18 protein-coding genes are annotated in these 14,083 nt (G+C 72.1%); 16 read left to right on the forward strand and 2 right to left on the reverse strand.

The genetic code is table 11. From position 1 onward, the window contains the following. Nucleotide 1: 1 nt before the first annotated feature. The 13 genes from hemB (at nt 2) to VGD70_RS24205 (ending at nt 11,500) form a co-directional block, all read left to right on the forward strand. Nucleotides 2–973 (forward strand): porphobilinogen synthase, encoded by a 972-nt coding sequence (hemB, locus tag VGD70_RS24145; RefSeq protein WP_331085067.1) that lies wholly within the window; start codon nt 2–4, stop codon nt 971–973. Nucleotides 974–1,003: 30 nt separating this feature from the next. After that, a complete protein-coding gene (locus tag VGD70_RS24150; RefSeq protein WP_331085069.1) occupies nt 1,004–1,594 on the forward strand; it encodes a hypothetical protein in 591 nt (196 codons plus the stop codon). Then, nucleotides 1,591–2,067, forward strand: coding sequence for a hypothetical protein (locus VGD70_RS24155; protein WP_331085071.1), 477 nt, complete (start codon nt 1,591–1,593; stop codon nt 2,065–2,067). Before VGD70_RS24150 ends, VGD70_RS24155 begins: the two co-directional genes overlap by 4 nt. A 4-nt stretch (nt 2,068–2,071) precedes the next feature. Then, nucleotides 2,072–2,668 (forward strand): hypothetical protein, encoded by a 597-nt coding sequence (locus VGD70_RS24160; RefSeq protein ID WP_331085073.1) that lies wholly within the window; start codon nt 2,072–2,074, stop codon nt 2,666–2,668. A 16-nt stretch (nt 2,669–2,684) separates the two neighbouring features. Then, the gene (locus VGD70_RS24165) at nt 2,685–3,038 is read left to right on the forward strand and encodes a hypothetical protein (RefSeq protein WP_331085075.1); all 354 of its coding nucleotides are present in this window, start codon (nt 2,685–2,687) and stop codon (nt 3,036–3,038) included. After that, nucleotides 3,028–4,347: a glutamate-1-semialdehyde 2,1-aminomutase gene (hemL, locus tag VGD70_RS24170; RefSeq protein WP_331085076.1), complete on the forward strand. Its 1,320-nt coding sequence runs from the start codon at nt 3,028–3,030 to the stop codon at nt 4,345–4,347. Before VGD70_RS24165 ends, hemL begins: the two co-directional genes overlap by 11 nt. Continuing rightward, nucleotides 4,344–4,976 carry a histidine phosphatase family protein gene (locus VGD70_RS24175; protein WP_331085078.1) on the forward strand — a complete coding sequence of 211 codons (633 nt, stop codon included), beginning with the start codon at nt 4,344–4,346 and terminating at the stop codon, nt 4,974–4,976. Before hemL ends, VGD70_RS24175 begins: the two co-directional genes overlap by 4 nt. Next, nucleotides 4,973–5,539 carry a TlpA disulfide reductase family protein gene (locus VGD70_RS24180; RefSeq protein ID WP_331085080.1) on the forward strand — a complete coding sequence of 189 codons (567 nt, stop codon included), beginning with the start codon at nt 4,973–4,975 and terminating at the stop codon, nt 5,537–5,539. The genes VGD70_RS24175 and VGD70_RS24180 overlap by 4 nt, the downstream gene beginning before the upstream one ends. Before the next feature lie 66 nt (nt 5,540–5,605). Then, nucleotides 5,606–6,430, forward strand: coding sequence for a cytochrome c biogenesis CcdA family protein (locus VGD70_RS24185; protein WP_331085082.1), 825 nt, complete (start codon nt 5,606–5,608; stop codon nt 6,428–6,430). After that, nucleotides 6,427–8,088, forward strand: coding sequence for a cytochrome c biogenesis protein ResB (gene resB, locus VGD70_RS24190; protein WP_331085084.1), 1,662 nt, complete (start codon nt 6,427–6,429; stop codon nt 8,086–8,088). The genes VGD70_RS24185 and resB overlap by 4 nt, the downstream gene beginning before the upstream one ends. Continuing rightward, the gene (ccsB, locus tag VGD70_RS24195) at nt 8,088–9,044 is read left to right on the forward strand and encodes a c-type cytochrome biogenesis protein CcsB (RefSeq protein WP_331085086.1); all 957 of its coding nucleotides are present in this window, start codon (nt 8,088–8,090) and stop codon (nt 9,042–9,044) included. The genes resB and ccsB overlap by 1 nt, the downstream gene beginning before the upstream one ends. Nucleotides 9,045–9,226: 182 nt before the next feature. Further along, entirely contained in the window at nt 9,227–9,940 is a 714-nt protein-coding gene (locus tag VGD70_RS24200) for a hypothetical protein (RefSeq protein WP_331085088.1), read from the forward strand. A gap of 222 nt (nt 9,941–10,162) precedes the next feature. After that, nucleotides 10,163–11,500, forward strand: coding sequence for a MinD/ParA family ATP-binding protein (locus VGD70_RS24205; protein ID WP_331085132.1), 1,338 nt, complete (start codon nt 10,163–10,165; stop codon nt 11,498–11,500). Between the two features lie 8 nt (nt 11,501–11,508). Here VGD70_RS24205 and VGD70_RS24210 read toward each other — a convergent pair whose 3' ends face one another. Together VGD70_RS24210 and VGD70_RS24215 are read right to left on the reverse strand one after the other, a co-directional pair. Next, nucleotides 11,509–11,736, reverse strand: a complete 228-nt coding sequence (locus VGD70_RS24210; protein WP_331085089.1) for a hypothetical protein — start codon at nt 11,734–11,736, stop codon at nt 11,509–11,511. A gap of 93 nt (nt 11,737–11,829) precedes the next feature. Beyond that, nucleotides 11,830–12,039: a BldC family transcriptional regulator gene (locus VGD70_RS24215; RefSeq protein ID WP_331085091.1), complete on the reverse strand. Its 210-nt coding sequence runs from the start codon at nt 12,037–12,039 to the stop codon at nt 11,830–11,832. 168 nt (nt 12,040–12,207) lie between these two features. Here VGD70_RS24215 and VGD70_RS24220 point away from each other — a divergent pair, with 168 nt between their 5' ends. Genes VGD70_RS24220 through VGD70_RS24230 form a run of 3 tightly spaced genes read left to right on the forward strand, consistent with a single transcriptional unit; the run spans nt 12,208 to nt 14,070 of the window. Beyond that, complete coding sequence (locus VGD70_RS24220; protein WP_331085093.1) at nt 12,208–12,672, forward strand: Lrp/AsnC family transcriptional regulator; 465 nt, start codon at nt 12,208–12,210, stop codon at nt 12,670–12,672. Nucleotides 12,673–12,682: 10 nt separating this feature from the next. Then, entirely contained in the window at nt 12,683–12,967 is a 285-nt protein-coding gene (locus tag VGD70_RS24225; RefSeq protein WP_331085095.1) for a DUF4229 domain-containing protein, read from the forward strand. Further along, complete coding sequence (locus tag VGD70_RS24230; RefSeq protein ID WP_331085134.1) at nt 12,964–14,070, forward strand: PLP-dependent cysteine synthase family protein; 1,107 nt, start codon at nt 12,964–12,966, stop codon at nt 14,068–14,070. The genes VGD70_RS24225 and VGD70_RS24230 overlap by 4 nt, the downstream gene beginning before the upstream one ends. Nucleotides 14,071–14,083 lie beyond the last annotated feature (13 nt).

The following is a 14,083-nucleotide window of genomic DNA, read 5'->3' on the forward strand; positions in this document are numbered from 1 at the left end:
CATGTTCCCCAGCCACCGGCCCCGCCGGTTACGGACCACGGCCGCGATGCGCGGGCTGGTCGGCGAGACCACCATCCGCCCGAACCAGCTCGTGCTGCCGATGTTCGTCAAGGAGGGCGTGACCGAGCCGGTGCCGATCGCGACCATGCCCGGCGTCGTCCAGCACACCCGGGACAGCCTGCGCAAGGCCGCGGTCGAGGCGGTGCAGGCCGGTGTCGGCGGCCTGATGTTGTTCGGCGTGCCCGAGAAGCGCGACGCGGTCGGCTCCGGCGGCGTCGACCCCAAGGGCGTGCTCAACGTGGCGCTGCGGGACCTGCGCGCGGAGCTCGGCGACGAGACCGTGCTGATGTCGGACCTGTGCCTCGACGAGTTCACCGACCACGGCCACTGCGGCGTGCTCGACGACGACGGCCGCGTCGACAACGACGCGACGCTGCGGGTGTACGGCGAGATGGCGCTCGCGCAGGCCGAGGCCGGCGCGCACCTGCTGGGGCCCAGCGGGATGATGGACGGCCAGGTCGGCGCGATCCGCGAGGCGCTCGACCGGGCCGGCCGCACCGACACCGGCATCCTCGCCTACTCCGTGAAGTACTCCTCGGCGTTCTACGGCCCGTTCCGCGACGCCATCGAGTCCCAGCTCACCGGCGACCGCAAGACCTACCAGCAGGACTCGGGCAACGTCCGGGAGGCGCTGCGCGAGGTCCGGCTGGACCTCGACGAGGGCGCCGACCTGGTGATGGTCAAGCCGGCCATGCTCTACCTCGACGTCATCCGCGCGGTGGCCGAGATCAGCGACGTTCCCGTTGCGGCGTACCAGATCTCGGGCGAGTTCGCGATGATCGAGGCCGCCGCGGCCAACGGCTGGCTGGACCGGCGCGCGGCCGTGCTCGAGTCGCTCACCGCCATCCGCCGGGCCGGCGCGGACATCGTGCTCACCTACTGGGCCGCGGAAGTCGCGGCCTGGTTGCGTTGAGCCGCAGGAGGAAGGGGTAACCTGCCGCCCGTGACGAAGCCAGGCAATTCGGACCCCAAGGATCGGCCCGACGCCGACGAGGCGGTCGAGGACGAGCCGTTGATGGCGGAGCTCGAGAAGGCGCCGCCACCACCGGAGGAGCCGCCCGTGATGCCGACGGCCCGCGAGGCCGCGCGCGACCGCGGGGACAGGACGACGCCGCGGATCCTGCGCGTCTCGCTGTACCTGTGGGCCGCCGCGGGTGTGGTCGGCATCTTCGGCGGGATCCTGATGCTGATGAACAAGCAGGGCCTGATCAACGACGTCGTCAAGGCCAACAAGGACCCGAAGATCACCCCGCAGCAGATCGCCGACGGCATGACCACGCTGCTGTGGATGCACATGGTCGTCACCGTGGTGTTCGCCGTGCTGTTCGGGCTCTTCGCCTACAAGGCACAGGAGGGCGTGCGGCGGGCGCGGATGATGCTCACGGTCGTCGTCGTGATCGTGGTGATCTTCTACTACGTGCTGTTCCGCACCCAGGCAGGCCTGCTGTCCGCGCTGCTCGCCGCCATCGCCACCGCGCTGATGTACACGCCGGCCGCGCGCGACTACTTCGGTCCGCGCCCGACGACCAGGTGACCGGGCCGGCCACCGACGACGAGCCCGACGCGCCGGTGCTGTTCGCCGAGCAGGGCTCGTCGTGGTGGCCGGTGCTGTGGGGCCCGCTGTTCGCCGCGATCGGCGCGGGTGTGGAGGCCACGACCGGGCCGGTGCACTGGCTGCCCTGGTTCGTCGTCGGCGTCGGGCTGTTCGGCATCGCGACGGTGTGGGTGTCCGCGCGGCGCAAGGTCTACCTCGTGCGGCTGACCACCGGCACGCTCACCCAGGGCCGCGAGCACCTGGCCACGTCCCGGATCGCCGCGATCACCGACGTCGGCACGCCGACGGGGGCCAAGATCCTCGGCGGCGGCTGGACGGCCCCACGCAGGACGACCGAGATCCCCGTGCGGCTCGACGACGGCAAGGTGGTCCTCGCCTGGGCCCGCGACTACGACGGCCTGCGGGACGCGCTGCGCCGCCTCGTCGAGCCCGAGGCCGGTCATGTTGAATGAGGGGGTGTCGAACCCCCGCGAGGACGGCTTCTCGCCCGAGCCGATGCCGCCCGTCCAGGACGGTGGTCTCGGCGGTGGTCACAGCGGTGGTCACGGTGGCGGTCTCGGTGGCGGGATCCCGCGCCCCAAGGCGATCGACAACGCGTTCCAGGCAAGCCTCGCCAGCACCGCCATCTCGATGGTGGCCACGGTCGTCACCGTGCTGCTCGACCGCCAGTGGCTCGAACGCCTCGTCCGCCAGGTCCTCGAGGACGCCAACCAGCCCGCCGGCGACGCGGAGGTCGCGAACGCGATCGGCACGATGCAGGTGATGCTCGCCATCGGCATCCTGCTGTTCGCCGTGCTGTTCGTGCTGTTCGCGGTCAAGATGCGGGCCGGGCGGAACTGGGCCCGCATGGTGCTGACCGTGTTCGCGGCCATCGGCTTGATCAACTTCCTGTCCTCGGTGGCCAGCTCGGGCGCCGCCCTGGAGCTCATGTGGAGCCTCGCCGACGTGGCGTTCTCCGTCACCGCGGTGATCTACCTGTTCCGCCCCGAGTCGTCGGCGTACTTCGCCGAGCACAAGAAGCGCCAGCTCGCCCGGCGCGGCCGCAACCGCTGATGAGAGGCTTTTGCTCATGACAGCACCGCAGGCCACCGAAGAGCTGGTCGCGCCGCCGCCTACCGAGCCGGGCCGGCTGCACCGGCCGGCGCGGGCGCTGGTGGCGCTCGTCGAGCTGCTGGCGGCGGGTGGCTTGGTATGGCTCGCGTTCTGGGCGTGGCCACGCGGCTTCTCGACCATCACCACGGTCGTCGGGAACGGCACCGAGCTGGAGTCGACCAGGATCTACGGCAACTGGCTCGGCGCGGCCATCGGGTTCGGCACGCTCGCGGCGCTGCTCGTGCTCGACGCGCTGCGGCAGGTCGTGCTCGCGGTGCGGGCCCGGCCCAAGCGGGCCAAGCGATCTGCGAAGGTGGCCGGTGAGGACTGAGGTGGAGACGGCACGGCGGTCCGCGGCACTGTTCGAGCGGGCGCGGGCGGTCACTCCCGGCGGGGTCAACTCGCCGGTCCGCGCGTTCCAGGCGGTCGGCGGCACCCCGCGGTTCATGGTCCGCGGCGAGGGCCCCTATCTCTGGGACGCCGACGGCACCAGGTACGTCGACCTGGTCAGCTCGTGGGGTCCGATGATCCTCGGCCACGCGCACCCGGCGGTGGTCGACGCGGTCCGCGTGGCGGCGGGGTCGGGGCTGTCGTTCGGCACGCCCACCGAGGGCGAGATCGAGCTCGCCGAGGAGATCATCGGCCGGGTCGCCCCGGTCGCGGCCGTGCGGCTGGTCAACTCCGGCACCGAGGCCACGATGAGCGCCATCCGGCTGGCTCGCGGGTTCACCGAGCGGCGCAAGATCGTGAAGTTCGCCGGCTGCTACCACGGCCACGTCGACGCGCTGCTCGCCGACGCGGGCTCGGGGGTCGCCACGCTCGGCCTGCCCACCACGCCCGGCGTCACCGGTGCCGCGGCCGCGGACACGATCGTGCTGCCGTACAACGACATCGCCGCCGTCGAGGCCGTCTTCGCCGCGCAGGGCGGCGAGATCGCCGCGGTGATCACCGAGGCGGCGGCCGGCAACATGGGCGCGATCCCACCCGAGCCGGGCTTCAACCAGGCCCTGCGCGACCTGTGCACCGCGCACGGCGCGCTGCTGGTCATGGACGAGGTGATGACCGGCTTCCGCGTGTCGGCGGCCGGTTGGTACGGCCTCGAGTCGGTGGCCGGCGACCTCTACACGTTCGGCAAGGTGATGTCCGGCGGCCTGCCCGCGGCGGCGTTCGGCGGCCGCCGCGACGTGATGGCCGCGCTGGCCCCGTCCGGCCCCGTCTACCAGGCGGGCACGCTGTCGGGGAACCCCGTCGCGGTGGCCGCGGGCCTCGCGTCGCTGCGCACGGCGACCTCGGAGGTCTACACCGCGCTCAACGCGCACGCCACCCGGCTCGGCGCGCTGATCGGCAACGCGCTGTCCGAGGCGGGAGTGGCGCACCGGGTGCAGTTCGCCGGCAACCTGCTGAGCGTGTTCTTCACCGCCGACCCGGTGCGGGACTACGCGGGCGCGAAGGCCGCGCAGACGTGGCGGTTCCCCGCGTTCTTCCACGGTTTGCTCGCCCGCGGGGTGTACGCCCCGCCGAGCGCGTTCGAGGCCTGGTTCGTCAACGCGGCGATGGACGACGCGGTGTTCGAGGTCATCGCGGCGGCGCTACCGGCCGCCGCCGCCGCGGCGGCCGCGGCTTCGGAGGGGGAGCGGTGACCACACGCACGACCGTGCACCTGGTGCGGCACGGCGAGGTCGAGAACCCGACCGGCGTGCTCTACGGGCGGCTGCCCGGGTTCGGGCTGTCCGAGCTGGGCAAGCGGCAGGCGCTGATCGTCGCGGAGCACCTGGCGGGCAACGACATCGGGTACGTGGTCGCCTCGCCGCTGGAGCGCGCGCAGCAGACCGCGGGCCCCATCACCGACTCCCACCAGCTGTCGCTGGACACCGACGAGCAGCTGATCGAGGCGGACAACGTGTTCGAGGGCCTGCGGGTGGCCGTCGGGGACGGGGCGCTGCGCTCGCCGCGGCACTGGCCCAAGCTGCGCAACCCGTTCCTGCCGTCGTGGGGCGAGCCGTACGTCACGATCGCGCGGCGGATGCTGGCGGCGGCGTACCGGGCCCGCCAGCAGGCGGAGGGGCACGAGGCGGTGTGCGTGTCGCACCAGCTGCCGATCTGGACGCTCCGGCGCTTCCTCGAGGGCAAGCGCCTGTGGCACGACCCGCGGCGGCGGCAGTGTTCGCTGGCCTCGCTCACCTCGCTGCTGTTCGAGGACTCCCGGCTCGTGGCGATCCGCTACACCGAGCCGGCCGGCGCGTCGAGCCCGAAGGTCACCGGCGCGTGAGGCGGCTGCTTCTCGTCGTCCTGCTCCTGCTCGCCGGCTGCTCCACGGGCACCGACGCGGTCCAGACCGGCACGGAGTTCCAGTTCGTGTCACCCGGCGGCAAGGACGAGATCCGCTACGACGGCGCCGACCGGCAGCCGATCCCGCCCGTGTCCGGCGAGGACCTGATGACCAACGGCAAGCAGATCGCCGTCTCGGACTTCAAGGGCAAGGTCGTGGTCCTCAACCTGTGGGGCGCCTGGTGCCCGCCCTGCCGCGTCGAGGCACCGGAGCTCGAGAAGGTCTACAAGGAGAAGGCGGCCGGCGTCGAGGTCCTGGGCATCGACGTCCGCGACTTCGACCGCACGGCACCGCAGGACTTCGTCCGCGACACGGGCCTGACCTACCCGTCGATCTGGGACCCGCCGGGCCGCTCGCTGCTGGCGCTGAAGGGCTACCCCCGCTCGGTCGTCCCGTCGACGATCGTGCTGGACAAGCAGCACCGGGTGGCCGCGGTCTTCCTGCGTGACCTGCTCGCCGAGGACCTCCTCCCCGTGGTGGACCGCCTCACCGCTGAGAAGTAGTAGCGCCGGCCACTCCCGCGGGGAGGCGGCGACGGCGCTGGCACGCGCGGTGCCTACCCTGACCCCGTGGACCCGACGACCGCCCTCGCCGTCGACGGCCCGCTGCTGGTGGCCAGCGGGGTGGCGCTGCTGGCCGGGATGATCTCCTTCGCCTCCCCGTGTGTGGTGCCGCTGGTGCCGGGCTACCTGGCCTACCTGGCCGCCCTGGTGGGTGCCGACGCCCCGCCGGTGAAGGTGTCCTCGGGCGCCCCCTCGACCCAGGAGACGCAGACCCAGGAGACCCAGACCCAGGAGCCGCCCATGGCGGGGCGGTGGCGGGTCGTCGGTGCCGTCGGGCTCTTCGTCCTCGGGTTCACGCTCGTCTTCGCGGCCACCGTCGGCGGTCTCGTGTGGCTCGCGGACTCCCTGCTGGTCAACCAGGAGCTCCTCCAGCGCATCGGCGGCGTCGTCACCATCGCCATGTCGCTCGTGTTCATCGGCCTCATCCCCGGGCTCCAGCGCGACGTCCGCATCCACCGCGTCCCCAGGCTCGGCCTGGCCGGCGCACCCATCCTCGGCGCCATCTTCGGGCTCGGCTGGACGCCCTGCGTCGGCCCGACCCTCTCCGGCGTGATGATCATCGCCAGCAGCACCGGGGGCACCGCCGCGCGGGGCTTCCTGCTGGTCCTCGTCTACTGCGTCGGGCTCGGCGTGCCGTTCCTGGTCATCGCGCTCGGCGCGCGCTGGACCGTGCGCACCAGCGGCTGGCTGCGCCGCCACAGCCGGACCATCCAACTCGTCGGAGGTGGCCTTCTGTTCGTCGTCGGCGTGCTGCTCGTGACCGGGCTCTGGGGCGAGATCACCGCGTGGCTGCGGGACACCGTCGTCACCGACACGGTCCTCCCGCTATGACCGCGTTCCTGCGCAACACCTGGCGCGGCCTCACCTCCATGCGCACCGCCCTGGTGCTGCTGTTCCTGCTCGCCCTCGCCGCGCTGCCCGGCGCGCTCCTGCCGCAGCGCAGCCTCAACGCGACCAAGGTCGACGACTACATCGACGCGCACGGCTGGTGGGGCCAGCTCCTCAACCGGCTGGAGTTCTACGACGTCTACGCGAGCGTCTGGTTCTCCGCGATCTACCTGCTGCTGTTCGTCTCCCTCGTCGGCTGCCTCACCCCGCGCATGGTCGAGTACGCGAAGTCCTTGCGTGCCAAGCCGGTCATCACCCCGCGCAACCTCGCCCGCCTGCCGCACCACCGCGAGGGCGGGTCCGGCGAGACCGTCGACGAGGTCATGGCCAGGGCCAAGCGGCGGCTCAAGGGCTGGCGGCTCGAGGAGCGCACGGAGGAGGACGGCGCCCGCAGCATCAGCGCGGAGCGCGGCTACCTGCGCGAGACCGGCAACCTCGTCTTCCACTTCGCCATGCTCGGCCTCATCGTCGCGCTCGCGATCGGCAAGATGTTCAACTACGAGGGCCAGGTCATCGTCATGGCCAACGGCTCCGAGTTCTGCAACTCCGGCACCTTCGCCTACGACTCCTTCCGCCCCGGCCTGCGGGTCGACGGCACCGAGCTCGACGAGTTCTGCGTCAAGGTCGACGACTTCACCGCGCACTACCTGCCCACCGGCCAGGCCGACTACTTCCGCGCGGACCTGCGGTACCAGGCCGGCGCCGACCTCGAGACGAACACCTGGCGGCCCTACCCGCTGGAGGTCAACGGCCCGCTGCGGGTCGAGGGCGACCGGGTCTACCTGCTCGGCAACGGCTACGCGCCGACGTTCACGGTCACCTTCCCGAACGGCCAGAAGCGCACCCAGACCACCCAGTGGCGCCAGGTCGACCCCAGCTACCTGTCCGAGGGCGCCACCAAGTTCGACCCGCCCGGCGTCACCGACCCGGCCGAGCGCCGCACGAAGCAGCTCGCGATCACCGGCCTGTTCGCGCCCACCGCGGCCTTCCAGGGCAAGCTCCTCGGCTCCGGCTTCCCGGACCTGCGCGACCCGGCCGTCGCGGTCGACGTGCTGCGCGGCGACCTCGGCAACGAGTCGGGCCGCGGTCAGTCGATCTTCTCGGTCAACCAGTCGATGCTGGACAGCGGCAGGCTCAAGCGGGTCGCGCGGCAGAACCTGCGCCCCGGTGAGCAGCTGCGGCTCGACGACGGCACGGTGATCCGGTTCGACGGCGTGCAGCGCTGGGTGTACCTGCAGGTCTCGCACGACCCGGCGCAGGTGTGGGTGCTCGGCTTCGCGGTCCTGCTGGTGCTGGGCCTCGGCACGTCGCTGGTGGTCAAGCGCCGGCGGTTCTGGGTGCGCGCGGTCCCGATCACGGGCGACCCCGGCCCCGGCCCGGACGGCAGCCGCCGTACCGTGGTGCTGCTCGGTGGGCTGGCGCGCACCGACCAGGCCGGCTACGGCGAGGAGTTCCGCAGGTTCGCCGCCGACCTGCTCGGCGAACCGGCACCCGAGGACGGCCCGGACGACAGCTCTGCAGACAGCTCCGAAGACAGCTCTGAGGACACCGCTGACGGGAACGCCGCGAGGCAGGACGTCACCGCGGGGAGGGAGACCTGATGCCGGTCGACGAGACGCTCTCCACCTACAGCGACTGGTGCTACGGCGCCGCGGTCGGCGTGTACGTGCTGGCGATGGTGTTCTCCCTCATCGAGCAGGCCTTCGGCCGCCGCACCACGGTGGCCACCCGGGCGCGGGTCCTCGTCGGCGCCGGCGCACCCGCCGAGCTCGACGAGTCCGCCGCGTCCGACGAGCCGGTGGAGACCGAGGAGCCGGCCGGCCGGGGCCGCGCCGAGCGGTTCGGCCGGATGTCGGTGTCGCTGATCGTGCTCGGCGCGCTGCTGCACCTGTCCGCGCTGGCCCTGCGTGGCCTCGCCACCGGGCGGGTGCCGTGGAGCAACATGTACGAGTTCGGCGCCACGCTCAGCCTCACGGCGGTCGTGACGTGGCTCGTGCTGCTGCGCAGGTTCCCGATCCGGCACCTGTCGGTGTGGGTGCTGCTGCCGGTGATTCTTCTCATGTTCCTGGGCGGGGTCGTCCTCTACTCCACCGCCGCGCCCGTGCAGCCCGCGCTGCAGTCCTACTGGCTCGTGATCCACGTGTTCTCGATCGCGCTGGGCAGCGGCATGGTGCTCGTGCCGGGCGTGGTGAGCGTGCTGTACCTGGTCAAGACCCGCAAGCCGGAGTGGGCCACCCGGCTGCCGGACGCGAACGTGCTCGACCAGGTCGCCTACCGCACGACGGTGTTCGCGTTCCCGATCTACACCGCGGGCGTGATCTTCGGCGCGATCTGGGCTGAGTCGGCCTGGGGCCGGTTCTGGGGCTGGGACCCCAAGGAGACCGTGGCGTTCATCGCCTGGGTCGTCTACGCCGCGTACCTGCACTCGCGCGCCACCGCGGGCTGGCGGGGCGGTCGCGCGGCGGTGATCAACATCGTGGCGTTCGCGATGATGGTGTTCAACCTATTCTTCATCAACCTCGTCGTGGCCGGGCTCCACTCCTACGCCAACGGCTGAGCCACCCCCGGGGCTACCGATCGTCGGCGCGGCTGCGTGCTGGATCTCTGTCACGGTCCACGTTCGCGTGATCACCTGATCAGCATCATTAGACAACTCTCGCCGTTATCGGTACTCTCCGCCACCGGGGTTCGCCAACGTTCATCCTTATGGGTGAGCACAAAAGGGGCCAGGAGGGTGTTGTGACTTACGCAGCTGCCTACGGCGGTCGCGAGCGTGTGCCGGCCGAGCGACTGCTGCACCGAGAGGGTCATCCGCTCGGTGTGCGCAGGGTCTACGAGGACCCGGCCGACGTGGCCGAGGGCAACGGCGCCAGCAAGCGGTGGACCTTCGGGGTCGCCGCCGGCGCGTTGCTCGTCGCCGGCACCTTCGCCGCCGGCGCGCTCGGCCTGAACGGCGGCGCGCTGCCGGCCGTGGGCGACGGGGCCCCCGAGCACGCGCCCTCGGCGCCGGGCCACGGCCCCAACGACGGCGGTGCCCCCGGCGTGGCCGCACCCGCCGACAAGAAGCCGGAGTCCGCGCAGCCCACCAAGCCGGCCGCCGCGGCCCCCAGGGTCGCCGTGCCGGTGCAGCAGGCCCCGCAGGCGGGCGGCGGCACCGGCGGCCACCCGACCGGTGCGAGCCACAGCGGCGGCGGCGAGAACGTCGCACCCGCGCCCGCCCCGGCACCCGCGCCGGCCCCCGCTCCGGCGCCGGCCCCCAAGCCCGCCCCGAAGCCCGGTCCGGTCGAGCAGGTGCTGACCCCGGTGACCAAGACGGTCAGCGGCGTCGTCAAGCCGGTCACCGACACCGTCGGCGGCATCCTCTCCCCGGTCACCGGTCTGCTGAGCACCGGCGGCGGCAGCCAGCCCGCCCTGAGCATGATCAACCCGCTGGGCGGTCTGCTCGGCGGCTGACGCGCCACCCGGACAGGCTGCCCGAGCCGGCCCCGTGGTTGCTGGTGCGAAGACCGGCAGGCCCCGGTGTCGACGGTCTTCCGCGGCAACGACTACCGTCGCCTGCGGAGGCGGTCTCGGGCAGTCTTTTCAGGGAGGAACCCAGCGGTGAGTGGGCGTGAGGGCGAGTCGGACGCGGCTGGCGTAGGTCAGGATCCGGCTCCGCGGCACGACTTCAGCTGGATGCCGCAGGGGGCCAGGCACGAGAGCGGCGAGGCGGCGACCGAGGACTTCGGGCCGCGGCCGCTGGCGTCGTCGCTCGAGGAGGACGCGCGCACCGACTCGGCGCCGCACCCGGTTCCCACCGAGCCGGCCTCGAGCGGCCCGCACTACCCGGACCCCACCCCGTCCGGCCCGCACTACACCGAGCAGACGCCGTCGGGACCCCAGCAGTACCTCGACCCCAACGCCTCCGGGCCGCGCCCCTACGCCGACCCGTCGGTGTCCGGGCCGCACTACGCGGAGCGCGTGCCGTCGGGCCCGCTGCCCCAGCAGCAGTACCCGCCGCAGGGCTACCCCCCGCAGCCGCAGCAGCCCCAGCCGCAGTACCAGATGGCTCAGCAGCAGCACCCCCAGCAGCGGCCGCCGCACGCGGACGAGCTGTCGTCGGCCAAGCTGCTCAAGCAGGTCAAGCGCCGCCCGCAGTCCGGCTGGCGCAAGGCCGTCTTCGTGGCCAGCGGGCACCTCATCAACGTCGGCGAGAGCCCCGCGGACCTCGAGCGCCGCGAGCTCATCACGCGGGTCAACCAGCCGCTGCGCGGGTGCTACAAGATCGCCATGCTGAGCCTCAAGGGCGGCGTCGGCAAGACCACGACCACCACCACGCTCGGCTCCACGTTCTCCTCGCTGCGCGGTGACCGGGTCATCGCGGTCGACGCCAACCCCGACCGCGGCACGCTGAGCCAGAAGATCCCGCTGGAGACCACGGCCACCGTGCGGCACCTGCTGCGCGACGCCGACCGGATCCACCGCTACAGCGACATCCGCGCGTACACCTCACAGGGCCCGAGCCGGCTCGAGGTGCTCGCCAGCGAGCAGGACCCGGCGGTGTCCGAGGCGTTCAGCGAGGACGACTACCGGCGCACGGTCACGCTGCTCGAGCACTTCTACAACATCGTGCTCACCGACTGCGGCACCGGCCTGATGCACTCCGCGATGAAGGGCGTGCTCGACATCGCCGACGCGCTGGTCGTGGTGTCCTCCGGCTCGGTGGACGGCGCCCGCAGCGCGTCGGCCACGCTCGACTGGCTCGACGTGCACGGCTACCGCGACCTGGTCTCCCGCTCGGTGGCGGTGATCAACTCGGTGCGGCCGCGGGCGGGGTCGGTGGACCTGGACAAGCTGGCCCAGCACTTCGGGGCCCGCTGCCGTGCGGTGTGCCGGATCCCGTTCGACCCGCACCTGGAAGAGGGTGCCGAGATCGAGCTCGACAGGCTCGCCGCACCCACTCGGCTGGCCCTGCTGGAACTGGCCGCCACCGTGGCGGACGGGTTCCCGAGCGAGTTCTACTACGTGCGCTGAACCGCCGGTCAGACCGGCGGCTTGCCGTCCGGGTCGGCCGGCGGCGGCTTGTGCTTGCCGAGCTTGCGCAGGAACTCCGGGTCGTCGTCGGGCGCCATGGGCGCCGGCCGACGACCTTCCGGACGGGTGGGTCGGACGGCACGACGGTCGTCGCCTTCGGCGGGGTTCGACACGAACGCCCGCCACAGCAGCACGGCGACGCAGATCGCGCCGATCGCGGCGAGCAGGTAGAGCATCGAGCCACCTCCCGGAAGTCCTGGAGTCGAGGTTAGCCCGTTTCTTCCGATTTCGGGGGTTCGGGGGTGAACCGTTCCGCAGCCGTCTGGCCGTTATCCCGTGGCCTTGGTCGCCTCGGTGGTGAGCTCGGCGAGCAGCGTCTTGACCTCGGACTCCCGGAACCGGCGGTGGCCGCCCGGGGTACGGATCGAGCCGATCCGTCCGGCGGTCGCCCAGCGAGTGACGGTCTTCGGGTCCACCCGGAACAAGGCCGCGACCTCGCCCGGGGTCAGCAGGCGCTCGCCGACGTGTGCAGCAGTCACCATGTCCTCCTCAGGTGTGCTGGATCCGGACGTGTCAATCGTGTCATCTCGACCATCGGGTACTCGAACGGTTGTCTTATGGTAAAGAGGTAGTAAGGGACAAATCGGCCGGTTCGGGCACGCGCGTGAGACGCGCTCCGGGTCGCCCGGGAGCGCTAGAGTGCCGCGGTGGACACGCTGGACCGCAGGATCATCGCCGCGCTGCGCGAGAACGGCCGGGCCACCTACGCGGAGCTGGGGAGGCAGGTGGGGCTGTCCGCGTCGGCTGTGCACGAGCGCGTGGGCAAGCTCGAGGCGACGGGGGTGATCACGGGCTATCACGCGGTGGTCGACCCGAGTGCCGTCGGCCTCGGGGTGACCGCGTTGATCGGCATCCATCCCACCGACGTCGCCGACGACGAGGACGTGGCGGCGGCGCTGGCGCTGCTCGCCGAGGTGGAGTCGTGCTACCGGGTGGCCGGCGACGAGTCGTTCGTCGTCAAGGTGCGGGTGGCCACGGTCGACGACCTCGAGCACACGCTGGGCCGGCTGCGCCGGATCGACGGCGTGGCGCGGACCCGGACCACGCTCGTGCTCTCGACCCGGTTCGAGGGCCGGCCGAACACGTCGGAGGTCGAGGATGGCGACGAGTAGCGTCACGGTCGTGGCTGACAACCTGCGGCGTGACCTGGCGCTCTACACGTTGGCCAGGCTGGGCCTGGTCGCGCTGGGCACCCTCGTCCTGCTGATCTTCGGTGTCCCGCTGCTGGTGGCGCTGGCGGTGGCCATCGTGGTCGGCTTTCCCTTGGGGCTCCTGGTCTTCCGCGGTCTCAACCGGCGGGTCACCGCCGCCCTGGCGGCCCGCGGCGCCGAGCGCGACGCGCACCGCGACCGGCTGCGTGCCCAGCTGCGTGGCGAGGACCCGCCGGACGGCGCGGCCTCGTGGTGACCGCCGTCGACCGCTGCAGTGACAAGACGAGGACCTGGGTCTGCGAGGCGGTCCGCATCATCGAGGCGGACGCCAACCGCAGCGCCGACACGCACCTCATCCCGTTCCCGCTGCCGGTCGAATGGAATGTCCAGCTCTACCTGAAGGACGAGTCGACCCACCCGACCGGCTCTCTCAAGCATCGCCTCGCCCGGTCGTTGTTCCTCTACGCGCTGTGCAACGGCTGGATCGTCGAGGGCACGCCCGTGATCGAGGCATCGTCGGGCTCGACGGCCGTGTCGGAGGCGTACTTCGCGCGCATGCTCGGGTTGCCGTTCATCGCGGTGATGCCCCGCACGACGAGCGCGGAGAAGGTCGGGCTGATCGAGCGGCAGGGTGGGCGGTGCCACTTCGTCGACGAGCCGAGCCAGCTGTACCTGGCGTCGCACCGGCTGGCCGCCGAGCTGAACGGCCACTTCATGGACCAGTTCACCAACGCCGAGCGGGCCACGGACTGGCGTGGCAACAACAACATCGCGGAGTCGATCTTCGAGCAGATGGCCCTCGAGCCGCACCCGGAGCCCGAGTGGGTCGTGGTGGGCGCCGGCACCGGCGGCACCAGCGCGACGATCGGCCGCTACATCCGCTACCAGCGGCTGAACACCCGGCTGGCCGTGGTCGACCCGGAGCACTCGGTCTTCTTCGCCGCCTGGCGCGACGGCGCGCCCGACCTCACCAACTGCAACGGCTCCCGCATCGAGGGCATCGGCCGGCCGCGGGTGGAGCCGTCGTTCATCGGCCAGGTGATCGACCGCATGATCAAGGTCCCCGACGCCGCGTCCCTGGCCACGATCCGCGCCGTGGAGCCCGTGCTGGGCCGCCGGGTCGGCGGCTCGACGGGCACGAACCTGTGGGGCGCCTTCCAGATCGTGGCCGAGCTGCGCGCCGCGGGCCGCGCCGGCAGCGTGGTGACCCTGCTCTGCGACCAGGGCGACCGCTACGGCCACACCTACTACTCCGACGCGTGGCTGGCCGCCCAGGGCCTGGACCTGACCGCGGACCGCACGACCGTGGACGCGTTCCTGTCGACCGGCGAGTGGCCGGCTGAACCACGGCCCAGCTGAGCCACGGCCCGGC

The organism is Actinophytocola sp. (assembly GCF_036402745.1).
GTDB lineage: Bacteria > Actinomycetota > Actinomycetes > Mycobacteriales > Pseudonocardiaceae > Actinophytocola.

Coding starts and splice junctions, on each gene's coding strand:
- hemB (WP_331085067.1), top strand. CDS start 2: ATGTTCCCCAGCCACCGGCCCCGCCGGTTACGGACCACGGCCGCGATG.
- VGD70_RS24165 (WP_331085075.1), top strand. CDS start 2,685: ATGACAGCACCGCAGGCCACCGAAGAGCTGGTCGCGCCGCCGCCTACC.
- resB (WP_331085084.1), top strand. CDS start 6,427: ATGACCGCGTTCCTGCGCAACACCTGGCGCGGCCTCACCTCCATGCGC.
- ccsB (WP_331085086.1), top strand. CDS start 8,088: ATGCCGGTCGACGAGACGCTCTCCACCTACAGCGACTGGTGCTACGGC.
- VGD70_RS24205 (WP_331085132.1), top strand. CDS start 10,163: ATGCCGCAGGGGGCCAGGCACGAGAGCGGCGAGGCGGCGACCGAGGAC.
- VGD70_RS24210 (WP_331085089.1), bottom strand. CDS start 11,736: ATGCTCTACCTGCTCGCCGCGATCGGCGCGATCTGCGTCGCCGTGCTG.